The sequence below is a fragment of the Desulfocurvus sp. DL1XJH-121 genome, assembly GCF_054819825.1.
Genome location: NZ_JBTVWW010000016.1, coordinates 1 through 22,855 on the forward strand (window position 1 = coordinate 1; position 22,855 = coordinate 22,855).

20 protein-coding genes are annotated in these 22,855 nt (G+C 67.8%); 16 read left to right on the forward strand and 4 right to left on the reverse strand.

Annotated elements, in window-relative coordinates:
• Positions 1 to 265: 265 nt before the first annotated feature.
• Genes ACYYG1_RS11630 through ACYYG1_RS11640 form a run of 3 tightly spaced genes read left to right on the forward strand, consistent with a single transcriptional unit; the run spans position 266 to position 3,527 of the window.
• Entirely contained in the window at positions 266 to 724 is a 459-nt protein-coding gene (locus ACYYG1_RS11630) for a type III secretion system chaperone (protein WP_461210482.1), read from the forward strand.
• Between the two features lie 52 nt (positions 725 to 776).
• Complete coding sequence (locus tag ACYYG1_RS11635) at positions 777 to 3,185, forward strand: hypothetical protein (RefSeq protein ID WP_461210483.1); 2,409 nt, start codon at positions 777 to 779, stop codon at positions 3,183 to 3,185.
• 12 nt (positions 3,186 to 3,197) lie between these two features.
• Positions 3,198 to 3,527, forward strand: coding sequence for a hypothetical protein (locus ACYYG1_RS11640; protein WP_461210484.1), 330 nt, complete (start codon positions 3,198 to 3,200; stop codon positions 3,525 to 3,527).
• 162 nt (positions 3,528 to 3,689) lie between these two features.
• Here the strand turns inward: ACYYG1_RS11640 and ACYYG1_RS11645 are convergent, their stop codons facing one another.
• Positions 3,690 to 4,775, reverse strand: a complete 1,086-nt coding sequence (locus ACYYG1_RS11645; RefSeq protein ID WP_461210485.1) for an alpha/beta hydrolase — start codon at positions 4,773 to 4,775, stop codon at positions 3,690 to 3,692.
• 50 nt (positions 4,776 to 4,825) lie between these two features.
• Positions 4,826 to 4,948: a hypothetical protein gene (locus ACYYG1_RS11650; protein ID WP_461210486.1), complete on the reverse strand. Its 123-nt coding sequence runs from the start codon at positions 4,946 to 4,948 to the stop codon at positions 4,826 to 4,828.
• Positions 4,949 to 5,424: 476 nt separating this feature from the next.
• On the opposite strand from ACYYG1_RS11650, the gene ACYYG1_RS11655 reads away from it, so the two are divergent.
• From ACYYG1_RS11655 to ACYYG1_RS11665, 3 genes are read left to right on the forward strand one after another with little or no spacing between them, the layout of a single operon-like run.
• Positions 5,425 to 6,303 (forward strand): c-type cytochrome, encoded by an 879-nt coding sequence (locus ACYYG1_RS11655; protein ID WP_461210487.1) that lies wholly within the window; start codon positions 5,425 to 5,427, stop codon positions 6,301 to 6,303.
• Positions 6,300 to 7,649 (forward strand): c-type cytochrome, encoded by a 1,350-nt coding sequence (locus ACYYG1_RS11660; protein WP_461210488.1) that lies wholly within the window; start codon positions 6,300 to 6,302, stop codon positions 7,647 to 7,649. The genes ACYYG1_RS11655 and ACYYG1_RS11660 overlap by 4 nt, the downstream gene beginning before the upstream one ends.
• Positions 7,649 to 9,208 (forward strand): cytochrome c, encoded by a 1,560-nt coding sequence (locus ACYYG1_RS11665; protein ID WP_461210489.1) that lies wholly within the window; start codon positions 7,649 to 7,651, stop codon positions 9,206 to 9,208. Before ACYYG1_RS11660 ends, ACYYG1_RS11665 begins: the two co-directional genes overlap by 1 nt.
• Before the next feature lie 210 nt (positions 9,209 to 9,418).
• Here the strand turns inward: ACYYG1_RS11665 and ACYYG1_RS11670 are convergent, their stop codons facing one another.
• Positions 9,419 to 11,182 (reverse strand): acetylpolyamine amidohydrolase, encoded by a 1,764-nt coding sequence (locus ACYYG1_RS11670; RefSeq protein ID WP_461210490.1) that lies wholly within the window; start codon positions 11,180 to 11,182, stop codon positions 9,419 to 9,421.
• Between the two features lie 195 nt (positions 11,183 to 11,377).
• Between ACYYG1_RS11670 and ACYYG1_RS11675 the strand changes: the two genes are divergently transcribed.
• Entirely contained in the window at positions 11,378 to 12,340 is a 963-nt protein-coding gene (locus ACYYG1_RS11675) for a cation diffusion facilitator family transporter (RefSeq protein WP_461210491.1), read from the forward strand.
• A gap of 82 nt (positions 12,341 to 12,422) precedes the next feature.
• Here ACYYG1_RS11675 and ACYYG1_RS11680 read toward each other — a convergent pair whose 3' ends face one another.
• On the reverse strand, positions 12,423 to 14,141 hold the full coding sequence (locus tag ACYYG1_RS11680; RefSeq protein ID WP_461210492.1) for a bacteriohemerythrin: 1,719 nt from the start codon (positions 14,139 to 14,141) through the stop codon (positions 12,423 to 12,425).
• A 141-nt stretch (positions 14,142 to 14,282) separates the two neighbouring features.
• Between ACYYG1_RS11680 and ACYYG1_RS11685 the strand changes: the two genes are divergently transcribed.
• From ACYYG1_RS11685 to ACYYG1_RS11725, 9 genes are all read left to right on the forward strand, one after another.
• Positions 14,283 to 15,461 carry an aminotransferase class I/II-fold pyridoxal phosphate-dependent enzyme gene (locus tag ACYYG1_RS11685; protein WP_461210493.1) on the forward strand — a complete coding sequence of 393 codons (1,179 nt, stop codon included), beginning with the start codon at positions 14,283 to 14,285 and terminating at the stop codon, positions 15,459 to 15,461.
• Positions 15,458 to 16,108 carry an alpha/beta hydrolase gene (locus tag ACYYG1_RS11690; protein WP_461210494.1) on the forward strand — a complete coding sequence of 217 codons (651 nt, stop codon included), beginning with the start codon at positions 15,458 to 15,460 and terminating at the stop codon, positions 16,106 to 16,108. Before ACYYG1_RS11685 ends, ACYYG1_RS11690 begins: the two co-directional genes overlap by 4 nt.
• Positions 16,068 to 16,829: a methyltransferase domain-containing protein gene (locus ACYYG1_RS11695; RefSeq protein ID WP_461210495.1), complete on the forward strand. Its 762-nt coding sequence runs from the start codon at positions 16,068 to 16,070 to the stop codon at positions 16,827 to 16,829. The genes ACYYG1_RS11690 and ACYYG1_RS11695 overlap by 41 nt, the downstream gene beginning before the upstream one ends.
• A 355-nt stretch (positions 16,830 to 17,184) precedes the next feature.
• Positions 17,185 to 17,958 carry a flagellar basal-body rod protein FlgF gene (gene flgF / locus ACYYG1_RS11700; RefSeq protein ID WP_461210554.1) on the forward strand — a complete coding sequence of 258 codons (774 nt, stop codon included), beginning with the start codon at positions 17,185 to 17,187 and terminating at the stop codon, positions 17,956 to 17,958.
• A gap of 16 nt (positions 17,959 to 17,974) precedes the next feature.
• Positions 17,975 to 18,757, forward strand: a complete 783-nt coding sequence (gene flgG, locus ACYYG1_RS11705; RefSeq protein WP_461210496.1) for a flagellar basal-body rod protein FlgG — start codon at positions 17,975 to 17,977, stop codon at positions 18,755 to 18,757.
• Positions 18,758 to 18,779: 22 nt separating this feature from the next.
• Positions 18,780 to 19,787 carry a flagellar basal body P-ring formation chaperone FlgA gene (flgA, locus tag ACYYG1_RS11710; protein WP_461210497.1) on the forward strand — a complete coding sequence of 336 codons (1,008 nt, stop codon included), beginning with the start codon at positions 18,780 to 18,782 and terminating at the stop codon, positions 19,785 to 19,787.
• Between the two features lie 25 nt (positions 19,788 to 19,812).
• Complete coding sequence (locus ACYYG1_RS11715) at positions 19,813 to 20,523, forward strand: flagellar basal body L-ring protein FlgH (RefSeq protein WP_461210498.1); 711 nt, start codon at positions 19,813 to 19,815, stop codon at positions 20,521 to 20,523.
• A gap of 25 nt (positions 20,524 to 20,548) precedes the next feature.
• Positions 20,549 to 21,682: a flagellar basal body P-ring protein FlgI gene (locus ACYYG1_RS11720; protein ID WP_461210499.1), complete on the forward strand. Its 1,134-nt coding sequence runs from the start codon at positions 20,549 to 20,551 to the stop codon at positions 21,680 to 21,682.
• 1 nt (position 21,683) lies between these two features.
• Entirely contained in the window at positions 21,684 to 22,850 is a 1,167-nt protein-coding gene (locus ACYYG1_RS11725) for a peptidoglycan DD-metalloendopeptidase family protein (protein ID WP_461210500.1), read from the forward strand.
• The last annotated feature ends 5 nt before the right edge of the window (positions 22,851 to 22,855 follow it).

Below are 22,855 nucleotides of genomic sequence, written 5' to 3' on the forward strand. Positions count from 1 at the left end.
CATGACGTTCTCCTGGTCGAGGTTTCGGTGAAGTTTCGTAACTCCAGCCGTACCCCAACCAAGGGCGGCATGACCACTTCGCTTTTGTGGTCTACTGTCAGGTGATAACTAACAGCACATTTTGTGGTTCCTCCGGGCGGCCGTGCCCGGAGGATTCGAATTTCCCTTGCGCGACGGGGTATTGTGCTCGTATCATTCCCGGCATTGACGAGGAATAGGGGCTGGTTTCGTGATATCTCAATCAATTGGGACGGAGGCCATGGGCATGGAAGACGCCTTGAACGATGTGCTCGCCGAGCTCGCCCGGGAGCTGGAGCTCAATCCCGCGGGGATTCTGCTGCAGGACGGCTACACCTGTCTGGCCGTGGACAGGGCCAGAATCGTTCACATCCGGCTGGTGGAAGACGTCAACGATGTTGACGTCTTCATGGAGTTGGGCAGCGTGCCTGCCGGGTGCCGCCAGGCCGTGTGCGAGGACATGCTGCAGGGCAACGTCCTCTGCCAGGCCACGGGGGGCGGGGCTCTCGGCCTGGATCCCGAGCGCGGCGTGGCCACCCTGACCATGCGCCTGGGTGTTCCTGGTATGGATGTTGCCTATTTCAAGGCCAGGCTGGAGGCCTTTCTCACGGCGGCCCTGTTCTGGACGGAGCGCATCGGCGCTTCGGGCCCTGCCGGGGAGAGCCCGGGAACCGACGTCATCGGCGACGGGTTCCTGAGGGTCTAGGAGGCGGCCGACGTTTCAATTCGGGCAGACAATCGCAGCACGGAGCATTCCCATGGCACTTGAAGTCAACGTCGGCAGCCAGAGGGTCTCGGTGGACCTGGAGGCCTTGAAGAACACCTCGGGCACGCTGTATCTCCAGGGCGGCGAGATCAAGGAATCCAAATTTTCCCTGGGCCGGTCCATTCTCGGCTTCTTTTCCTCTTCCATCCGGCAGCAGAACAGGGGCGCCCTGCAGGCCCTGACCATGGCCATGCGGCAGTCCTTCGGGGCCGTCCCGTCCACGGTCCAAAACCTCGACAAGATCAGCGGCTCCGACATCCCGCGCATGGCCAACCGCGCCCGCATGGAAGGGTTCATGGGCAGGGTGCAGGCCGAGTACGGCTGCTTCGCCCAGGGCACCCTCGGCGAGATCCGGGGCATGCAGGACTGGGAGCTGAACAGGATCCTGGACAGCGACGGGCGCACGGAATCCAAGATATCCAGCCTGGAACACGGGGTCGAGCGGCAGGAGACCCAGGGCCTGGGCAATCTGGGGAAGATCATGCGCAACGCCGATCTCAGCCCCCGCGAAGTGCTCACGGGCATGCGCGACATCCCCCGCTTCGCCACGCTCTATGACGGGGGTTTCGGCCTGGGCAGGGATTTCACCGTGGGCAGGCACACGGAGCAGGTCCTGACCCAGTATGAGGACCAGAAGAGCCACTACGACCTGGACGGGATGACCGCGCGCCTCCAGGGCAAGCCGGGGTTCGAGGATTTCAACGCCGACCGCTTCATGAAGACGGTGCTGGCCTTCCACGACATCGGCAAGTCCCTGTGCCACGGGGACAACGCCCGGCAGCACGAGTTCACGGTGCCCATCATGAAAGAGGCCATGCAGAAGATGGGCTACAGCGAGCAGCAGGTGCGTCTGGCCCTGAACCTGGTGAACAACGACCTCCTGGGCGAGTGGCAGCAGGGCAAGACCCACGACGTGAAGCAGGTCCTTTCGGGCATTCGCGGGCTGGCCCAGGATTCCGGCGTTCCCCCCAGGGACCTCCTGGCCATGCAGAAGCTGTTCTACATCAGCGACGCCAGCTCCTACCAGCCGTTGCGCGAAGCGTTCATGGAAGCGGACTCCAGCGGCAAGCTGCACTTCTCCGACAACAGGACCGACGACGTGCTGGCCTCCTTCGCCCGGGAGCACGGCGCCCTGGGCCAAAAGATCGGCACGGCCCTGCTCGCGCCCGACGCCCTGGCCGGCAAGGAGCTGTATCCGGTCAAGCTCTTCTCCCAGGACCTGTCCGGCACGGGCACCAACGTCTACGACCTCTCGCGCACCATTCTGGAGAACAAGGACCGGCTCAGGGAGCAGATAGCCAAGCTGGAGCCCGCGGAGTTCCGCGAGGTCGCCGCCAAGCGCCTGGACCAGGCCCTGGAGATGGCGACCACGGCCCTGAAGATGGACGCGGACCATTGGACCGCGGAGCATACCCAGGGCGTCATCGTGGCCCGGCTGGACATCCGCAGGGCGGGCATATCCGACGTGCTGCCCCGCACCCTCGGGGCCCAGACCCATGAAAAAGCCTATTTCGGGGAGCTGGAGGGCATGGACGGTCTGCGCGGCAAGGACAGCGTCTCGGACAAGTTCTACGAGCTGGTGGACGCCCGGGGCGGCAGTTCCGCGCTGTTGCAGGTCACGGGACAGTGCCAGGTGTTTTCGTCCTGGTGCCCCACCAGCATGGCCGTCAAGGGCTACCTGGCGCGGTCCCGCGCCGTGTCCGAGGACCACTACTTCCAGGCCAAGAGCGACCAGCACGGCCCCGTGACCATCAAGTCCGGGGAATGCTACGAAAAGTTCGCCCACGCGCCGCGCGGCTATTGGCAGGGCCTGAATTCCGGCATCACGGGCGGGGACATGGGGGCCTATATCGACCAGGTTTCCACGACCACGGACCGCACCAGGGAGGACATCGCCGGACAGCCCGCCACGGATACCTCCATGTTCGACACCTCCATCCGCTACCAAGTCGCCATGCAAATGGAGATGTTGGCCAATTTCGATTTCCCGGGCAACGACCCCGAGAACGGCGTGATCCGGCTGTACCGCGTGGAAGGGCAGGGCGTGCTCGCCATGTACGGCATCGAGAACCCCGGGGACAAGGGCGTGATGACGCGCGGGGCCTCGGATTCCTCGTCCATCCTCAGCCCCGTGATGGGCGCGGGCGGCCAGGACGCCACCGTCACCACGGTGCCCCACCACCGGGTCTTCAACTCCTTCTTCCTCGGCGCGCAGCATTCCAGCGTGTCCGACTCTCATGCGCAGACCAGCGTGCTCATGGGCAACATGCAGCGCGAGGTTCTGTTCATGAGCGACGGGCTGGAGACGGAGTTCCTCGGGGATGGCCAGGATCTGTGCCGCGAATTCATGAGGCAGCCCGGCGTGGTGGGCAACATCACGGCTACGACAACCCAACCATAGGGGAGATATCCCATGCTCGACATACAATCTTCCGAATATACGTACCTTGACGGCGCTCCGGCCCTGCGCCTGGTCATAGACGGCAAGGACGCCTATGTCTGCGGCGTGCGCAAGCCGCTCCTGGACGCGGGCTTCGTCTATCTCATCAGCCTGACCCCGGGCCTGCAGTGGGAGGACGAGTTGCCCGTGGCCACGGTCCCGGCCACCCCCGGGCTTTGCGCCACGGACATGCGCTTCCCGGGCGTCACCGACGACCCTGAGGTCCTGCGCCTGACGCGCGCTTTCCTGGCCGCCCTTCGCGGCGGGGAAGGGCGGGGCTTCAAGCCGGGACCCGTGTCGTAGGGCTTCGGCCCCGCAGGGCGGCGGCCGCGAGGACGAAGACCTCGGCCCGGTCCAGGCCCGTTTCCCGTGCTGTACACACGAAGAGGGCGGCCTGTGCCGCCCTCTTTTTTTTGCGGAGTGCGCAGGGCGGCGATCACGGGATCGGCTCTGCGCGGCGTCGCCTCAGTCCAGGTTCTTTTCAGCCAGCCAGGCGGAGAGCAGGTCCGCGACGGCGAGGTTGTTCAAATCGGAAAATGGGAAATGGGTGTTGCCGAAGATGCCGATCTCGGGCAGGCGCACCAGCGTGACGTCCCCGCCATGCCGGTTGACTGCGTCGGCCCAGAGGCGCGCCATCACAAGCCTGACTCGCCATTGGTCCATCCAGAAGAGTTCCGACGGCTCGTCGGGAATGTAGTCGCCGTAGTAGAGGACGATGGGGATGCGCGTCAGCTTCATGAACTCCTCCTGCGGCACGCCGCGGGCTCCGAAATCGCCGAAGGCGCTTTTGACCGGGGGAGGGACTTCCCCTTCGGGGAAAATAAAGTTGCTGCCCGGTTCGTAGGAGGCCACGGCGCGGATGTCCTGGCTCTTGAGCACCGCCGCCCAGCCCATGCCGCCGCTGTGGGAGTGGGTGACGAGGATGCCCGGGCCGATCTTGCGGAACAGCGCGGCCACGGCGTCGGAGTTCGCCTCCAGGTCAATGGGGCCGGTGTCGGGTGTCATCTGGCGGAAAAACTGGGCCAGGGCTTGCGGCGACTTCGAGAACTGAACCCCGGGGTGGTAGTGCGGCCAGTAGCCGACCCTGAAGAGGTTGAACCAGAATTGATCGTTGGGGACCGCTTCGACGGTCGCGCCCTCGGTGCCGCGTCCCGCGTTGCCTCGCCTGGGCTGGTCCAGGACATAGACGCTGAACCCCCGGCGCAGGAAGATGGTCTGGTAGCCTTCGCGCCCGTCCGGCGTGGTTTCCCAGGTCTTGGAGAACTGGCCGAATCCGTGCCAGAGCACGAGAGGGCGTTCACGTGTGTTTTCGGGAACCTGGTAGAACACGTAGGCGTGGTCGCCGTGAAGGGTCTGGCCTTCGGGTGAACGGGCGGACGCATCGAACGTTCCCGGATGCCGGATAACCTTGCCTCCGATGGCGAAACTCCCTTGCTCCTGGACATGGAGCGCATCCCGCCGGGAGAGGCCGGCCGTGGCGCCGCACGCCGCCACGAGCAGAAGCAGACATAGGATTAAGAGCGGTCGAAAGCGGTTGTCGAGGCCGTCCATGAGTTTCCTCCTCACGTGATGGTTCGCCGTTATGCCGCCTGTGAGGGGAGTCAGTCCCGCTGCGCTTCCTTGGCGCAGACCTGGTCCAGGATGTCCCGGAACCAGGGTTCGCCGCGCACGGAGTCCAGATCGTCGTCTTCCAAGACAGCAACGGCGATATAGATGCGGTGCATGGGCTCCCCTAGGCAATGGCGAGGTGGCCCCGCCGTTTGCTGTGGCGGCTTGAATATCCGATACCCGATTTTTGTCCAGAAGCACAGCCCGGCGAGTAGGCGGTATCCTGTCCGTTTTCCTTCTGTGGAGCGGGCCTGCTTGGCGAAGTTTCGCGAGCATGAAGAGGGGGACGACATTATTTGTGTTTGTACAGGGGAGAATCTGTTGCTTGCGTGCGTCCTGAATGGGCGTTTGCATTTTTAACCCGGATATCCGGCCAGGAGCGCAGCTGTTTTTGAGCATTTGATATATCACCTTTCATGTCCCGACCTTCTCTGCTATCCTACGCGCATACTATGAAGAAGTTGCGCGCGGCGGCCCCTGGGCGGAGTTTTTCGCGCGGCGCAACGCTTAAGGCGGTCCAGCCCGGTTCGGGCGGAATTCGTCGGTTTTTTGTTTTCGGAACCTTTGGCCTCAGCCTCTTTTGGGAGTCGTTATGCGTTCGGGAAAGGTGTTTTTCTCGCTGTTGGTGGTCGTCCTGCTTCTGGTGGGCGCGGTCTGGATCGTGTCCTTTTTCCGGGGGGCTTCGTCCCTGGACAAGCCCGTGGCCTTTCAGGGGGCCGAGGGGGGGCGCATCGAGCCCCTGGGGGTGGTCTTCGATCCCCCGGCCCTAGACGAGGCCCCGGAGGATATCCGCGAGGCCGTGCTCCTGGGCTACAAGATCATGACTGAGACCAAGAAATACGCGGGCAAATACGTGGGCAACGACCTGGCCTGCACCAACTGCCATTTCGACGGGGGGCTGAGCAAGGACAGCATCCCCCTGGTGGGCGTGGCCGCCACGTATCCGCGCTACCGGGGCCGTCGCGACTACTCGGCGGACCTGACCCTGCGCACTTCGGGCTGCTTCGAGCGCAGCATGAACGGCGTGGCCCCGCCGCCCCACGGCCAGATCATGCAGTCCCTGCAGGCCTATTACCACTGGATTTCCAAGGGCATCCCCATCCACGCCGACGTGCCCTGGCTGCGTCTGCCCCATGACCTGGGCATCGACCACAAGCCCGACATGAAAAACGGCGAAGCCGTGTACGCCGACGTCTGCGCCCGCTGCCACGGTGACGACGGCCAGGGCACGGACATCGCCCCGGCCCTGTGGGGCGACGGGTCCTTCAACGACGGCGCGGGCATGCACCGCGTGCGGACCTTCTCCAGCTTCGCCTACCGCTTCATGCCCAAGAACGCGCCGGAGTTGACCAAGGAGCAGGCCGTGGACGTGGCCGGGTTCGCGCACGGCAAGCCTCGGCCCAAGTTCAAGGCAACGCATCCCAACAAGATCGAGCGCGTGCTCAAGCTCGGGGAGGGGATGGTGAAATGAACTTTCCCGTACATCACATCCCGGGCCTGGGCGACGGCATGACCATCGCCCTGGACGCCGTGCTGCACGTGCTCATCAGCCATGGCCTGGCCATCGGCCTGGTGACCATGGTGGTGCTCTTCCTGCACCTGGGCGTGGCGGGCAGGGGCCGGTTCTGGATCGACATGGCCCGCAGGCTCCTGGGCCCGGCCGTGGTCGTCACAACCTCCGTGGGCGCCATGACCGGCGTGGGCATCTGGTTCATCACCGGCACCCTGGCCCCCCAGGGCATAGGCTCCCTGATCCACCTCTTCTTCTGGCCCTGGTTCATCGAATGGCTGGCCTTCACCAGCGAGGTGATCCTGCTGGTGATTTTCTATTTCCTCTGGGACAGGATTCTGGAAAAGCGGCCCTGGCTGCTGGTCCTGGTGGGCTGGGGCTACGTGGCCGTGGCCCTGGCCTCGGCCGTGCTCATCTCGGGTATCCTGGGCTTCATGCTCACCCCGGACGGCTGGCCCTGGGGCCAGGGCTTCGCCCAGGCCTATTTCAACCCGACCTTCGCCCCCCAGTGCTTTTTGCGCATCTTTGCGGGCCTGGCCCTGGGCGCTCTAACGGCCCTGGCCTGGGTCGCCTGGCGCTTCAAGGGCGCGGACGCTGACCGGCGGCGGGCCCTGCGTCTTTGCGGGCTGGTTCTCCTGGCCTGCGCCGCGGTGGCGGGCGCGAGCGCGGCGATCTATTTCTCCCGCGTGCCCGCGACCTACCTGACCCACTGGAAGTTCGCCGTGGCCACCTCGGCCCTGTCCCAGACTCCCGGGTTCCTGCCCGTGCTGAACACCGTGGCCGTGGTCTTCCTGGCCCTGGCCGGATTGGCCGGGCTGGCCGGACGGCGCATGTTGTCCCGCGTCCTCTGCGTCCCGGCCCTGGTCCTGGCCGTGGGCCTGGTGGTGGAGTTCGAACGGGTGCGCGAATTCGTGCGCGGGCCCTATCTCATCCCGGGCTACATGTACGCCAACCAGGTGCCCCTGACGCGCGGCCTGGACGCCGCGCGCACCGGGCTGCTGCCGCATCTGGCCTGGGTGGCCGAGAACCATGAGCCCGTGGCCGGAGCCCGGGCGGGCAGGGCGCTGTTCGACGCCAACTGCGGGGTCTGCCACACCATCGGCGGCATCAACGACATCACCGCGCGCATCCAGGGCCGCACCCTGGAAGGCGTCAACGCCATCACCTCCATCACCGAGAGCATGGTGCCCTTCATGGCCCCGTTCTCGGGCACGGAGCAGGAGCGGCTGACCATGTCCACCTACCTCTACCATCTGGCCAACCGGGACGTGCGCCCCAGGCCGCAGCTTCTCAAGGAGGGCAAGTGATGGACGCCGTGACCGATCTGTTCCTGCGCATGCCCCTGTCCGAGGGCTGGCTGCGGGGCCTGCTCTTCGTGACCTTCGGCCTGCACCTGTTGTTCGTGCTGCTCATGTTGGGCACGGCCATGCTCAGCCTGTTCTTCTTCCTGCACGGCAGGGCCACGGGGGAGGGCGCGAACCCGGGTTGGGACCGCCACGTGGCCGAGTCCCACCTGGGGCTGAAGAGCTTGGCCGTGGTCCTGGGCGTGGGGCCGCTGCTGCTCATCCAGGTCAAGTATTCCAACGCCTTCTTCACGGCCACGGGGCTCAACGCCTACGCCTGGCTGGCCGTGATTCCCCTGCTCATCTGCGCCTTTCTGCTCATCGACGCCTTTGCCCACAAGCTGGGCTCCCTGCCCAGGCTGTCCTCGGTGCTGGGCGTGCTGGGCGTGGGCCTTCTGCTCACGGTGCCCGCCGTGTTCACCGGGGCCCTGTCCCTCATGGAGCGGCCCGATCTTTGGGCCCCGGTTGGGGCTCACGGCTTCGCGGACCTTGGGGACTACGTGCCGCACTGGGTGCTGCGCTACCTGCACGTGCTGGGGGCTTCCCTGGTGCTGGGCGCTGCCTTTCATCTGTTCTTTTCGGCCTCGCGCAACCCCGAGCGCGCCGCGCGGCTGCGGCGCTGGGTCTTCGGAGCGACCCTGTTCCAGGTTGTGGTGGGCCTGCCCCTGGTCTTCACTCTCATGGACACGTTGAGTTGGCCCGTGGTCCTGGCCGTGACCGTGGGCACCCTGGCGGCCATGGCCGTGCTCTGGGCTCTGCGTCCGGCGGCCTGCAAGGAGGGGCGGCTGGCCCCGGCGGCGCTGCTGGCGCTGTTGCCCGTGGCCCTGGTGGCCATGCTCACGGCCCGCCAGATGCTTCAGGAACAGGCCATGGAAGGGCCGCATCAGGCGGCCCTTGAGGCCCGCGCTGAAGAGGCCAAGGCCCTGGCCCCCCTGCGCGAGGAGGCCCTCGCGGGGTTCAAGGCCAAGTTGGCCACGGTGCACGACAACGGGGCCACCATCTTCGAGAAGAGTTGCGCCCCGTGCCACGGCCTGAACGGGCGCGGCAAGGGGCCGGCAGCGCGCAGGCTCTTGGTCCAGGCCGAGGACATAGCCTCGGTGCGTGTGCACAGGGATTACCTGCACACGATCCTGGCCATGGGTGTGCCCGGTTCGGCCATGCCCTATTTCACGGTTTTCGACCGCGGCAAGCTGGAGTCCGTCATGGATGAACTGGATAAGCGTTTCCAGGTCTTTTCGGACCCGGGCCGCGCCGGGGCCGCGGGCGCGCGGGCCGAGGAGGTCTGGGCCGACACCTGCGCCACCTGCCACGGCGTGGGCGGCGAGGTCAGCGAGTTCGGCGCGACCCTCAGGCCGGCCCCGCCGGATCTCACGCGCTTCACGGTCATGCCCGCGCGGGCCATGCAGATTATCAGCGAGGGCTATCCGGGCACGGTGATGCAGCCTTATCGGCATCTGCCCGAGGACGTGCTGCGCGGGCTCACGGCCCTGGCCGTGGACATGTACCAGCCGCCCGCGCGTTGACGGCCGGGCCGGATTCCGGGAGCCGTCCGGCGTGGAGCATCGGTTTCATCCTTTCCATGCCGCCTTCGGGCGGGGGAGGGCATGGGCCGCCCCTTTTTGTGCCGACTTGACCGGAGGGGTGTTGCGCAGACGCTGTGCGCGCCGCCGCCTGCCCGCCGTGACGGGGCGCGCGGGGCGGCTTCCTCGAACCATCAAAGCAGCTCCTGCCCGCTACGCCGTCCTGTTCGCGGCCGCGCCGTTCTCCCGCAGGCCCCAGGCCCCGGCGCGCAGCCCCAGGAAGAACCGGCGGGCGTTGGCCCCCATGGTCCGGATGCGGTAGCCGCCCTCCTGGACCACCAGCACGGGCAGGCCCAGGGAGCCGATGGCCCGTCCGTTGGCCTCGAAGTCGCCCTGGCCCAGGGCCCAGGTGCCCGTGGGGTCGCCCTTGGCCGTGTCCAGGCCCAGGCAGACCACCAGCACGCTGGGGCCGAAGGAACGGATGCGCTTGAGGGCCTTTTCCAGGGCCTTGGCGTAAGCCTCGCCGTCCACGTTTTCCTTGAGGGGCAGGTTCAGGTTGCAGCCCCGCCCCCGTCCCTCGCCGGTTTCGTCGGCGAATCCGCTGAAATAGGGATAGGCGAAGCTCGGGTGCCCGTGGATGGACACCGTGAGCACGTCTTCGCGGCCGTAGAAGATGTCCTGGGCGCCGTTGCCGTGGTGGTAGTCGATGTCCAGCACGGCGATGCGCCCGTGGGCCGAGAGGTGGTGGGCGGCCACGGCCGCGGAGTTGAAGTAGCAGAATCCGCCGAAGGATTTGCGCTCGGCGTGGTGCCCCGGGGGCCGCACCAGGGCGTAGGCCAGGCGTTGGCCGTCCAGGATGGCGTCGGCCGAGGTCAGGGCGCAGTCCACGGCCCCCTTGGCCGCCAGGAAGGCGTTTGCGTTCAGCGGGGTGAAGGTGTCGATGCAGTAGTAGCCCGCGCGCACGGGCAGTTCCTTGGGCGGCCGGGCCTGGTTGCGGATGGGGAAGACGTACGGGTAGAGGGATTTGCCGGGCTTGAGGCTCGCGGTGGCGGCCTTGAAGTAGCGCACCATGCCCTCGTCGTGCACGGCCAGGATGGCGCGCTCGGGGTGGCGCTTGGCCTCGGCGCGCTGGAAGAGGCCCGTGGGCTCCAGGGCCTCCAGGATCCTGCCCACCCGCGCCGGGGACTCCACATAGCCGCGCTCGTGCACGTGGTGGATGTCGTGGCGTTCGTTGACGGTCAGGAAGATGCTCGGGGTGCTGCCCGGCATCGGGGCCGGGGCCTGGGTGATTGTTTGGCGCGGTTTGCGGATGCGCACGGGGTTGTCCCGGAAGGAGCGAACCACGCCGTCGACGTAGCCCGCGGGGCAGCGCTTGCCGTACTTGCGCTCCAGTATGGCGCGCACGATGGTCTTGGTGGGCCCCAGGGGCGGCGCGGCCATGATTCCCAGGCCGTCGAAGACCAGCACGGGCGGGCTGTCGTCCTCCGGGGACAGGGGGGTCTCGTAGGCCGTGTTCACGATGGGCCTGGCCCCGTAGCGTTCGTAGAATTTGAGCCGCGCAGCGTTCTGGCGCAGCAGCGAGGCGTCGCGGCAGATGGCCGAGTCGTCGGACGGGCATTCCAGGAAGATGCCCATGTCGCCCAGGAGCAGCGCCTCCTCGCGCACGCGTTCGTAGAGCGAGCCGCCGATGCCCCGGCTGGTGCGGCCGGGCAGGGAGCCGATGTAGTCCAGATAGCAGAAGGACAGATCCGGCGCGTGCAGCAGCAGGGCGAAACCGCGCACCGCGTCCCGCCCCTCGGCCACGAAGAGGATGGTCTTGAAGCCGTAGGACAGGGGGTCGCGCAGCTTGGCCGGGATGTCCTCGTACTCCCCGGCCGGGGCGTCCCGGAACTGGGCCTTGAGGATGGCCTGGACCTGGGCCACGGCCTGCCGGTCGCGCGGCACGATGTCGTCGAAGATGCGGCGGATGCGGAACATGAGGCCTCCGGGATGGGAATGGGGGGATTGTCCGAAATGTATACCCGTCCACGGCGGGGCGCAATATTCGGCCACGGACGTGCGGGAGGGCCGAGGCTTGAACCGGCCTTCGATTGGGCCTACACTGTGCGCGCTGCCGCCTCCCCGCCGTGACGGGGCGCGCGGGACGGCTTCCTCGAACCACCATCGCTCCCCATGCAAGCAGCTCCTGCCCGCTACGCCGTCCTGTCCGTGGCTGCGGCCCTGACCACCCTGGGCCTCAAGTCCGGGGCCTATTTCCTCACTGGGTCCGTGGGCCTGATGTCCGACGCCGCCGAATCCGTGGTCAACCTGGCCGCCGCCGGGCTGGCCCTGTGGGTGCTGATATTGGCCGCGCGTCCGGCGGACGAGCATCACGCCTACGGCCACGGCAAGGCCGAGTATTTTTCCAGCGTGTTCGAGGGTGCGCTGATCATCGTGGCCGCCGGGGGCATCGCCTGGGCGGCCTGGGGGCGCTTCCTGAGCCCCGAGCCGCCCCAGCGCCTGGGCCTGGGCCTGGGCCTGGCCCTTGTGGCCTCGGCCGTGAACTTCGCAACCGCCCGCGTGCTTCTGGCCGCGTCCCGGCGCTACGACTCCATCACCCTGGAGGCCGACGCCCGGCATCTCATGACCGACGTCTGGACCTCCGCCGGGCTGGTGGCCGGGCTGGGGGTCCTGCTGATCGCGCCCCCGTCCTGGGCCTGGCTGGACCCGGCCGTGGCCCTGGTCATGGCCGGGAACATCGTATTCACGGGCATGGACCTCATCCGGCGCTCCTTCGGCGGGCTCATGGACGCGGCCCTGCCCGACGAGGACATCCAGGCCATCGGGGCCGTGATCCGGGAGTGCGCCCCGGAGCACGTCACCTACCACGCCCTGCGCACCCGGCGCTCCGGGGCCAGGCGCTTCATCGACTTCCACCTGCTCCTGCCCGGGGCCACGCCCGTGGCCGAGTCCCACGCCCTGTGCTGCGACATCGAGGACGCCATCCACAAGGCCCTGCCCGGGGCCCAGGTGACCATCCACGTGGAGCCCATCGAGGAGGAGTCCTCCCGCGACGGGCGGGCCGTGGGCGGGCTGTGCGAGGCCCGGGTGGGCGGCACGGTCTGCCCCTTCGCCGACGAGCCGCGCAAGGACTGATTTTCCCCGGCCATGAAAAGCCCCCGCCACTGGTCTGGACCGGAGGCGGGGGCCTTGTTTTTGGTTCGGCGGACCCCGGGGGTTACTTCACGCCCTTGGAGTTCAGGAACTTGCTGTACTGCTGGTCCGTGCCCTGGATGTGGTCGATGAGCCACTGCTTGAGGAAGCGCAGCACCTCCATGGACACCGTGGCCCGCCCGGCGCGCAGGTCCGCGTCGAACTTGGCCACCGTGTCCACGAACTTGACGTGGATCTTCTTGTGCTCCTTGCTGTTCGGGTAGCCGTGCTTGTCGAACAGGGTCTCCTCGAACTTGAAGTGGGTCACGGTGTAGTCCTTGAGGCGCTTGACCACGTCCAGGAGGATGGCGTTGCCCCGGCGGTCGCGCATGGCCGCGTGCAGCTCGTTGATGAGGTCGATGAGGGTCTTGTGCTGCTTGTCGATGGCCTTGACGTTCACGGACAGGGAGTCGTCCCAGGATACGAGTTGGCCCTTGACGTCGTCGGCAGCGCCGCCCTTGGCCTCGCCCAGGTCGCGCACCAGGGTGTCCAACTCCTCGACGAGGCTTGAGATTTCCATCAGCGCCTGGGCCGCCGAGGTCATGCCCTGCGCCGTGTCCCCGGCCACGCGCGTGACCTCGGCCACGGCGCGGTTGATCTCCTCGGCGGTGGCGGACTGCTCCTCGCTGGCCGTGGCGATGGACTCCACCTGCGTGGCTGTGTCCTCCACCAGGACCACGATCTCCTCCATGGAGCGCCCGGCCTCGTTGGCCGCGCCCGTGCTCTGGGCGATGAATCCGGCGGTGTCCTCTACGGCCTTGATGTTGTCCTTGGCCGTGGCCTGGATCTCCTGCACGGCCTGGCTGACCTCGCCGGTGGCGGCCATGGTCTTCTCGGCCAGCTTGCGCACCTCGTCGGCCACCACGGCGAAGCCTCGCCCGGCCTCGCCCGCGCGGGCGGCCTCGATGGCCGCGTTGAGCGCCAGGAGGTTGGTCTGGTCCGCGATTTCGTTGATCACGTTGATGACCTTGCCGATGCCGTCGGCCTTGACGCCCAGCTGGTCCATGGTCTCCTTGAGATTCAGCATCCGGCCTTCGATCTGGCGCATGGAGTCCACGGCCGTGCGCACGTCCGTGGCGCTGGCCTGGGCGTTCTCGCGCGAGCGCGCCGCGCTGGCCGCGGAGTCGGATGCGTTCTTGGCCACCTCCATGACCGTGGCGCTCATCTCTTCCATGGCGGCGGCGGTCTCGGTCATGCGGTCGCGCTGGACCTCCACGCCCTGGTTTACGCGGTCGATCTGGGAGGTCAGCTCCTCCACGGCGGAGAAGACCTTGGCCGAGATGGGGCGGGCGGTGTGCGCGGCCCGGGCCATGGATTCGGCCAGGGCCCGGCCCTTGTCCACCAGGGCGCGGGCCTGGGACAGCTGCGTCTCGGCCTCGCGGGCCTTTTCGCGGGCCGTCGCGGCCTCCTGGTCGCCGTGGACCCGGGCGGCGTCCAGGGACGCGCGCAGGCTTTCGATGCCGGCCAGGATGGCGGCGGGATCGCCCGCCAGGGGGCGCGAGGGCGGCGTGGCCTTGCCGCCCTTGGCCAGGGCGGCGGCGTAGTCCTTGACTACCCTGATGGGAGCGGTGAGGGTTGTCTTGAAAAGTACGGCTGAGGCCAGGGCGGTGAGGGCGGCCAGCACGGCCAGCACGGTCACGGCCGGGGCCGCTTCCTCCGGGCCCAGGGCCCAGGGCGCGGCAGCTGTGGCGGCGATCAGGGCCAGCACGGCATATTGAATGAAAAAGGGGAAAGTGGGGCGCACGGGGAGTCTCCTGTGAAGTTGTTGAGCGCAGCGAGGCGTGGAAAGAGGTATATTAGTAACAATAATCAATTGTCAATAGGGCAGGAATGGAGTATCCTGTCGCGTTGCCAGCCGTAAGAATTTGGGGTAGCTGTGCTCGCCATGTCAAGCAAGAACGCCTGGTACGAGCATCTTTCGCGCCGCCGTCTGGACCTGGAATCCCGGGCCCGGCTGCGGACGGTCCCGGCCGTTGACCGGGGGGCCGACGCGCACCTCATGGTGGGCGGTCGGAGGCTCGTGAACCTGGCCTCCAACAACTACCTGGGCCTGGCCGGGGAAGCGGCCCTGCGCCGGGGCGCCGAGGCCGCCATGGCGGACTGCGGCGCGTCCAGCGGGGCCTCGCGCCTGGTAACGGGCAACTACGCGGCCTACGACGCCCTGGACCGGGCCGTGGCCCGCTTCAAGGGGGCCGAGGACTCCCTCACCGTGGGCTCGGGCTACGCCGCCAACCTCTGCGTGATGACGGCCCTGGCCGGGCGCGGGGTCACGGTCTTCTCGGACCGCCTGAACCACGCCAGCATCGTGGACGGCATCCTCCTGTCCCGGGCCGAGCACGTGCGCTACCGGCACTGCGACATGGAGCACCTGTCGGCCATGCTCCAGCGCCACGCCGACGCCCCGCGCAAGATCCTGGTCACGGACACGGTGTTCAGCATGGACGGAGATCTGGCCCCGTTGGAGGACCTGGCGCGCCTGGCGCGGGACCACGGGGCACTGCTGGTCCTGGACGAGGCCCACGCCACCGGGGTCCTGGGCAAGGGCAGGGGCCTAGCCCACGAGCTGGGCCTGGAGCGCGAGGCCGACGCGGTGGTGGGCACCTTCTCCAAGGCCCTGGGCTCCTACGGGGCCTTCATCACGGGCCGGGGCGAGGTTCTGGACGCGGTGCGCAATTTCGGCCGCGCCTTCATCTTTTCCACCTCCCTGCCTCCGGCGGTGGTGGGCGCGAACCTCGCGGCCCTGGAGATAGTGGCCGCCGACCCCTCGCGAGGGGAGCGCGTTCTGGCCCTGGCCGCCGGGCTGCGCGAATACCTGGCCGGCCTCGGCTTCGACACCGGGGACAGCGCCACGCAGATCATCCCCGTGGTCCTGGGGGACAACGAGTCGGCCCTGGCGGCCCACCGCCTGCTCCTGGAGCATGGCGTCTACGTCCCGGCCATCCGCCCGCCGTCCGTGCCCGAGGGCACGGCCCGCCTGCGCCTGTCCCTGCGCGCGGACTTCAGCGACGCGGACATGGACGCGGTGCGCCGGGCCTTCGCGGCCCTGGCCGGGGCCCGGCGGTGAGCGCGCCCCAGGCCGTGACCTTCGTGTCCGGCTGGGCCGGGTACGCGGCCCTCATGCCCCGGGTGGCCGAGACCACCCGCTTCGTCCAGCCCTTCGCGGACCTGGACGAGGCCGGGACCCTGGCGGCCCTGCGCCGGGGCGGGGACCTCCTGGCGGCCTGGTCCACGGGCGCGCACATGGTCCTCAAGCACGCCGACGAACTCTTCCCCCTGTACGGCCGCATCGTGCTCTTCGCCCCGTTTTTGAGCTTTTGCGCGCACACCCCCCGGGACACGGTGCGGGCCATGTTGGAAAACCTCGCCTCCCAGGGGCCCGAGCGCACGGTGCGCGCCTTCTGGCGCGCGTGCGGGGCCAAAAGGGTGGACTTCGTGCCACCGCTGGAGCATTGTGATAGACTGTGCGCCGGGCTGCGCTATCTCCTGGATTCCCTGGCCGCCGTCGAGCCCGGTCGGGACGGCGGCGGGGTGCGCATCCTGCACGGCGCCGGGGACCGCGTGGTGCCCATGGCCGCGGGGCGGGAGGTGGCTTCGCTGCTCGCCGGGGCCTGGCTTTCCATCATGGACTTCGGGCATCTGCCCCCGGAGCGGATCATACTGGACGTGTTGCATGAAGAAACGGGTTGCCCTGCATTTCAGCCGCGCGGGTGAGACCTACGCCCGCGCCGCCGACGTGCAGCGCGAGGTGGCTGGGCAGTGCGCCGCGCTGTTGCCCGCCGGGCATTTCCCCCTGGCCGTGGAGATCGGCGCGGGCGGGGGCGTGTTCACCGAGGCCCTGGCCGAGCGCCTGAGCTGGGACCGCTACGTGGGCCTGGACATCGCCCCGGGCATGCTCAGGGCCGCCGCGCCCCGGGCCGAGGCCCTGTACGTGGCCGGGGACGGCGAGGCCGCGCCCCTTGCCCCGGGCCGGGCCGACCTGCTGGTCAGCTCGTCCACCATGCAATGGTACGAGCGCCCCGAGCATTCCCTGCCCGCCAACCTGCGCCTCCTGCGCCTGGGCGGGCGCTTCGCCATCGGCATGTTCGTGCGCGGCACCCTGGCCGAGCTGGCCCGCGTGAGCCGCGAGACGGGCTTCGGCAGCGTGGCGCCCCTGCCCGACGTCCGCGACATCCTGGCCATTCTGTCCCTGATGCGGGACGTGCGCTACGGGTTCCAGACCGTGTCCTACGCCCGGACCTATCCCTCGGTGCGCGAGTTCCTGCGCCGCATCCAGGAGACCGGGGCCACCAGCACCCAGCGCAAGCGCCCCTTCTCGCGCGAGCGCTGGCGGGCCTTCCAGGAGCGCTATGCCGACCTCTTCGGCGAGGGCGGCGGGGTGCGCTCCACCTATCGCGTCCTCTACCTCTGGGGCGAACGCTGCGCAGGCCGTTGAAAAGCAGCGATCTGCTTCGTTGCTGCGGAAAATGCAGACCCTCGCGTATTGAAATACGCGTCGGTCCTGCATTTCCCTTGCGCCTCGCATCTCACTACTTTTGAACGGCATGCGCGGGGCAACCCGCTAGGCCTCCTTTCCATTTCCTGTTCCCGCTTTTCCGATTCCCCGGCGTTGTTTTGACGGCGGGTCCGGAGCTTTCCTTTTTTCCCGTCTTCCGGGCCCAGGCCTTGCTCTTTGGGGGCTGGCGGGGATTCGGCCAGTGGCGGAAATTCCTGTGTTTTGCTTGGCGCGGAACTTGCTTCCCAAGGGGCAGACCCAAACCCCAGGGAGGTCTTCGTCGATGCAAGAAAGTATGTATTCCGCCATGTTCGGGGCTCTGACCCAGGAACATCGCATGGATATCATCGCCAACAATTTGGCGAACGTGAACACCACCGGCTATAAGCGGGACCGCCAGGCCTTCAAGGACGTGTTCGTGAGCTACGCCCACGACACCATCCGCGAGCCCATGATGAACATGCGCTCCGAGGCCCTGTTCCCGCCGCCCGACTACTACGCCAAGCCCCGAATCGCCGTGTCCAAGACCGAGTTCACCCAGGGCGCCCTCAAGCAGACGGGCAACGACCTGGACGTGGCCCTGTCCGGCGAGGGCTTCTTCAAGGTCCGCGCCCAGAACGGCGAGGACTACTACACCCGCGACGGGGCCTTCTCCCTCACGTCCGAGGGCCAGCTCATCAACGGGCGCGGCGATTCCGTGCTCGGCGGGGGCGACGTCGTGGAGATCCCCCCGGGGTCCAAGGTCTTCATCGACGACCAGGGCCGCATCATCGCCAACGGCGAGGAGATCGCCGTCCTGGACATGGTCGACGTGGCCGACACCATGGAACTGGAGAAGGTCGGCGCGAACTATTTCAAGCTCATGGACGGCGCCCAGGGCGGGGAGGTTCCCGTTCCCGAGGGCACCGTGGTGGCCCAGGGCTACCTGGAGCAGCCCAACGTCGAGGTGGTCACGGAAATGGTCAATATGATCGAGACCCAGCGGGCCTTCGAGGCCTACCAGCGGGTCATCACCACCACCGGCGAAACCGACAGCAAGGCCATCCTCAAGGTTGGCTCCGACAAGTAAGCGGAGGATTCGAGCCATGATGCGTTCATTGTGGACCGCGGCCACGGGCATGGTGGCCCAGCAGCTGAACATCGACGTGATCTCCAACAACTTGGCCAACGTGAACACCATCGGCTTCAAGAAGAGCCGGGCCGAGTTCGAGGACCTCATGTACCAGAACCTCAAGATCGCGGGTTCCCCCACCGCCGACGGCACCCTGACCCCCACGGGCATGCAGATCGGCATGGGCGTCAAGCCAACGACGGTGCACAAGTTCTTCACCCAGGGCGACTTCCAGAGCACGGACAACCCGTTGGATCTGGTCATCGAGGGCGAGGGCTTCTTTCAGGTGGAGGTCAACGGCGAGATGGCCTACACCCGCGCCGGCGCCTTCAAGCTGGACAGCGAGGGCCGCGTGGTCACGGCCAACGGCTACGTGCTGCAGCCCGAGTTCACCGTGCCCACGGACACCTCGGACATCACGGTCACGGAGAACGGCCACATCTCGGCCTTGGACGACGAGGGCAACGAACTCGCCGGGGCGGACATCCCCCTGTACATGTTCATCAACCCCTCGGGCCTCAACGCCATCGGCAAGAACCTCTACAAGGCCACCGAGGCCTCGGGGGACGAGGTGGAAGGCACGCCCGGCGAGGACAACGTGGGCACCATCGCCCAGGGCTACCTGGAGATGTCCAACGTGGAGATCGTGGACGAGATGGTCCAGATGATCGTGGCCCAGCGCGCCTACGAGATCAACTCCAAGGCCGTGACCACCTCGGACCAGATGCTGCAGACAGCGAACCAGATCAAGCGCTAGCGATAGCGGGAGCGACAGTACCATGCACGGCAACCAAAAGCGGACGATCACAACGGCGAAGGCGGCCACGGCCGCCCTGTTGGCCGCCCTCGTGCTGCTCGCGGCCGCCGTTTCGGCCGGGGCCGGCTCGGTCCAGGCCGAGTGGCGCCTGTCCGTGGGCACGGCCGCCGTGGCCCAGGGCGACAGGGTCCTTCTGGGCGACATCGCCTCGCCCGTGGGCAAGCTGCCCCGGGAGCACTGGCAGCGCCTGGCGGCCATCAAGCTCTGGAACGCCCCGGACAAGCCCGGGGTCCGGCAGACCGTCTCCCGGGACAAGCTCGAGGAGATGCTCGCCTACTACCTGGGCGAGGTGGGCCAGCTCTGCGTGCTCTCGGGCCAGTTGGCCGTGCAGCGCGGCGGCAAGGTGGTCCAGGGGCCGGAGCTGGAAAGCCTGGTCATGGATTCCCTGACCCGCCGGGTGGTCGGCATGCAGGGCGAGGTCCGGCTGCGCGACTTCCGGCTGCCCTCGTTCATCTTTCTGGACGATTCCAAGAGCGCGCTCGAGGTCGCCGTGGCCGGAGACTTCAGGCCCGGCCGCCTGTCCCTGCACCTGGTGGAGAACGATCCCGCGGGCAACGCGGGCAAGCGCTACACCGGCTCCGTGTTCATGGACCAGTGGCTGAGCGTGCCCTGCGCGGTGAAGCCCATCGCGTCCAAGGAGCGCCTGTCCCCGGCCCTGGTGGCCTTCCAGCGCAAGAACGCGGCGTACCTGCGCGGCGAGCCCTGGGACGGCCGCGATTTCGGCCAGCGCGTGATCCGCTCCATCGGCGGGGACGAGGTCATCTATGCCGACAACCTGGAAGACGTGCCCCTGATCAGCAAGGGCGCCGGCGTGAGCCTGGTCTTCCTGGGGCGCTACGTGCAGCTCACCACCGACGCCAGGGCCCTGGCCGACGGCAGGATGGGCGAGCGCATCGCGGTGCAGAACATTTCCAGCAAGCGTGAGATCATTGCCGAGGTCCTGGACGCGAACACCGTGGTGGTGCGCTGACATGGCCCGGCGGAGGATACGAACCATGCGTACGACGATTGCGGCCATCCTGGCCATGGCTCTCCTGGCGGGCTGCTCCGCGCCGAGGTCCAACCCGGCCCCCGCGCCCATGCTTACGCCCCCGGTGGCCGAGGCCGTGCCCGAGCAGGAGAACCCCGGTTCCCTGTTTGATCCGGCGGAGGCCCATTACCTGTACGGCGACAACAGGGCCCGCAACGTGGGCGACGTGGTCCTGGTGAACATCGTGGAGACCTCCGACGCCAAGCACGAGGCCACCACCAAGTCGGACCGCGACTCGTCCATCGACTTCGGCATCGAGAGCTGGGCGGGCAAGGGCGACGCGGGCCTGGTGCCCATCGTCGGTTCGGCCCTGGGCCTCAAGGGCAAGGTGGGCTCCACGTCCATGTTCAAGGCCAAAGCCACCAACGCCTTCCAGGGCGACGGCGAGACCGAGCGCAAGTCCCACATCACCGCCACCCTGGCCGCGCGCGTGGTGCGCCAGGTGCCCGGGGGCCTGCTGCAGATCGAGGGCGCCCGCGAGATCAAGGTCAACAACGAGACCCAGATCCTGGTGGTGCGCGGCCTGGTGCGGGCCAAGGACATCTCCCCGGACAACTCCATCTCGTCCACGTATCTGGCCGACGCCAAGATCGAGTACTTCGGCGAGGGAGTGCTCGCCGACAAGCAGCGCCCGGGATGGCTGACGCGCATCCTGGACAACGTCTGGCCCTTCTAGCCAACCTGGACCCACGGTGACAGCAATGTACAGCAGAAACGATTCCGCCCCCCGCCCGCGCAAGGCCGTCCTGGCCCTGATGCTGGCCCTGGCCTGCGCGCTCCTTTGGCCCGCCCCGGCCTCGGCCGTGCGCCTCAAGGACATGGCCGCCATCGGCGGCGTGCGCAGCAACTCCCTGGTGGGCTACGGCCTGGTGGTGGGCCTCTCGGGCACGGGCGACAAGTCCAGCGGCTCGCAGTTCACCATCCAGTCCATGGTCAGCATGCTCGACAGCCTGGGCGTGGCCGTGGACCAGGCCCAGCTGAAGCCCAAGAACGTGGCCGCGGTCATGGTCACGGCCAAAATGCCCGTGTCCGCGTCCCCTGGGTCGCGCCTGGACGTCACGGTCTCCTCCCTGGGCAACGCCCAGAGCCTCCTCGGCGGCGTGCTGCTGCTCACGCCCATGCGCGGCGTGGACGGCAAGGTCTATGCCCTGGCCCAGGGCTCCCTGGCTCTCGGCGGCGTGTCCGTTCAGGGCCAGGCCGCGGCGGCCCAGAAGAACGTCACCACCGTGGCCAGTATCCCCAACGGGGCCGTGGTGGAGCGGGGCGTGCCCTTCAAGTTCAACCAGCAGGGCGAGATCAAGTTCCACATGAACGTGGCCGACTTTTCCACCACCATGCAGGTGGTCAAGGCCATCAACGACACCCTGGGCCAGGATTTCGCCACCGCCGACGACGCGGGCACCGTGCGCCTGCGCGTGCCCCAGGAGTTCAGGGGCAACCTGGTGCCGCTCATGGCCTCCCTGGAGAATCTCGAAATCAGCCCGGACACCAAGGCCAAGGTGGTGGTGGACGAGAAGACCGGCACCGTGGTGCTGGGCCGCAACGTGCGCCTGTCCAAGGTGGCCGTGGCCCACGGCAATCTGCACATCGTCATCAGCGAGGGGGCCGACGTGTCCCAGCCCGCGCCCTTCGGCGGCGGCCAGACCACGTCCACGCCCACCACGGACATCGGCGTGAAGGAGGAGAACCGCCGCCTGACCCTCATGGAGGGCGCCACCCTGCAGGAGCTCATCGACGGTCTGAACAGCATCGGCGCCACGCCCCGCGACCTCATCTCCATCCTCAAGACCTTGAAGACCGCCGGGGCGCTGCACGCGGAACTGGAGGTCATGTAGCGTGATAGGCAATTTCGACGCCACCAGCCCCCTGGTCGCGGGCGACGCCCCCGAGGAGGTCCGCCGCAAGCTGGCCCTGGACGAGGTGCGCCGCAACCTGAAGTCCTCCGGCCCCGGGCAGGAGGAGAAGCTCAGGAAGGCCACCCAGGGCTTCGAGGCCATCTTCATCAACAAGCTCTGGTCCGAGATGCGCAAGAGCGTGCCCAAGGAAGGCATGCTGCACAGCCGCGAGGAGGACGCCTACGTCTCCATGTTCGAGCGGGAGATGTCCGTGAAGATGGCCGAATCCGGCGGCATCGGCCTGGGCAAGATGCTTTTCGAGCAGCTCAAGGAACAACTGGCCGACTCGGCCAGCGGCACCCGCAGCCGGACCCTGCCGCAGCCGGACCTGTCCATGGCCGAGGCCAAGAAGCCCATCCCCTTGGACAAGCCCAAGGACACCATCAAGTCCCTGGAGGACGCCCAGCGCGTGAAGTCCCTGCAGGAGGCGGGGCTCGTCCTGCGCCAGGCCGCCGCGCAGACCCCGGGCCCGGCCGAAACCGCCGACGCCATGCCCCAGCGCATGGAACCCGATTTCAACCCCCTGGCGGACACGGACCCCAACGTGGGCGCCGCCGCCTCGGCGCCGCCTGAGATCATGCGGAAGGCCCTGAACCTGGCGGCCCGCATCGAGATGGGCGACGCCAAGGCCCGCGCCGTGGCCCAGGCGCGCAGCGCCGCCCCCGCCGCGGACGCGGACAAGGGGCTGCCCGGCGCCCTGGTCTGGCCCGCGCAGGGCGGCGTTTCCGAGGGCTTCGGCTGGCGGACCGACGCGGCCACGGGCGAGCGCTTCTGGAAACCCGGGGTGGAGATCGCCGCCGGAGCCGGGGCCCCGGTCAAGGCGGGCTGGGATGGCAAGGTGGTTTTCGTGGGCCAGCGCGGGGAGACTGGGGATACCGTGGTCTTGGAGCACGCGGACGGCTGGCGCTCCATCTACGGCCAGGCCGGGAAGATCAAGGTCGGCGTGGGGGATCGGGTGAATGCTGGCAGCATTATTGCAACGATGGGGAGCGACAGGCAAGACTCGCCCGCCTCCCTGTACTTCGAGATCCGCAAGGGAGAGCAGGCCTTCAACCCGGAGACCCTCCGGGAACGTAGACAGAACGTGGCTTCTGTAGAGAAACGTTAAGCGAC

Excerpts from the sequence above, each read along its gene's own strand:
- ACYYG1_RS11720 (WP_461210499.1), top strand. The coding sequence starts at position 20,549 with ATGTACAGCAGAAACGATTCCGCCCCCCGCCCGCGCAAGGCCGTCCTG.
- flgA (WP_461210497.1), top strand. The coding sequence starts at position 18,780 with ATGCACGGCAACCAAAAGCGGACGATCACAACGGCGAAGGCGGCCACG.
- ACYYG1_RS11645 (WP_461210485.1), bottom strand. The coding sequence starts at position 4,775 with ATGGACGGCCTCGACAACCGCTTTCGACCGCTCTTAATCCTATGTCTG.
- ACYYG1_RS11660 (WP_461210488.1), top strand. The coding sequence starts at position 6,300 with ATGAACTTTCCCGTACATCACATCCCGGGCCTGGGCGACGGCATGACC.
- ACYYG1_RS11670 (WP_461210490.1), bottom strand. The coding sequence starts at position 11,182 with ATGTTCCGCATCCGCCGCATCTTCGACGACATCGTGCCGCGCGACCGG.
- flgG (WP_461210496.1), top strand. The coding sequence starts at position 17,975 with ATGATGCGTTCATTGTGGACCGCGGCCACGGGCATGGTGGCCCAGCAG.
- ACYYG1_RS11635 (WP_461210483.1), top strand. The coding sequence starts at position 777 with ATGGCACTTGAAGTCAACGTCGGCAGCCAGAGGGTCTCGGTGGACCTG.
- ACYYG1_RS11675 (WP_461210491.1), top strand. The coding sequence starts at position 11,378 with ATGCAAGCAGCTCCTGCCCGCTACGCCGTCCTGTCCGTGGCTGCGGCC.
- ACYYG1_RS11685 (WP_461210493.1), top strand. The coding sequence starts at position 14,283 with ATGTCAAGCAAGAACGCCTGGTACGAGCATCTTTCGCGCCGCCGTCTG.
- ACYYG1_RS11665 (WP_461210489.1), top strand. The coding sequence starts at position 7,649 with ATGGACGCCGTGACCGATCTGTTCCTGCGCATGCCCCTGTCCGAGGGC.
- ACYYG1_RS11695 (WP_461210495.1), top strand. The coding sequence starts at position 16,068 with ATGAAGAAACGGGTTGCCCTGCATTTCAGCCGCGCGGGTGAGACCTAC.
- ACYYG1_RS11650 (WP_461210486.1), bottom strand. The coding sequence starts at position 4,948 with ATGCACCGCATCTATATCGCCGTTGCTGTCTTGGAAGACGACGATCTG.
- flgF (WP_461210554.1), top strand. The coding sequence starts at position 17,185 with ATGTATTCCGCCATGTTCGGGGCTCTGACCCAGGAACATCGCATGGAT.
- ACYYG1_RS11630 (WP_461210482.1), top strand. The coding sequence starts at position 266 with ATGGAAGACGCCTTGAACGATGTGCTCGCCGAGCTCGCCCGGGAGCTG.
- ACYYG1_RS11655 (WP_461210487.1), top strand. The coding sequence starts at position 5,425 with ATGCGTTCGGGAAAGGTGTTTTTCTCGCTGTTGGTGGTCGTCCTGCTT.
- ACYYG1_RS11640 (WP_461210484.1), top strand. The coding sequence starts at position 3,198 with ATGCTCGACATACAATCTTCCGAATATACGTACCTTGACGGCGCTCCG.
- ACYYG1_RS11715 (WP_461210498.1), top strand. The coding sequence starts at position 19,813 with ATGCGTACGACGATTGCGGCCATCCTGGCCATGGCTCTCCTGGCGGGC.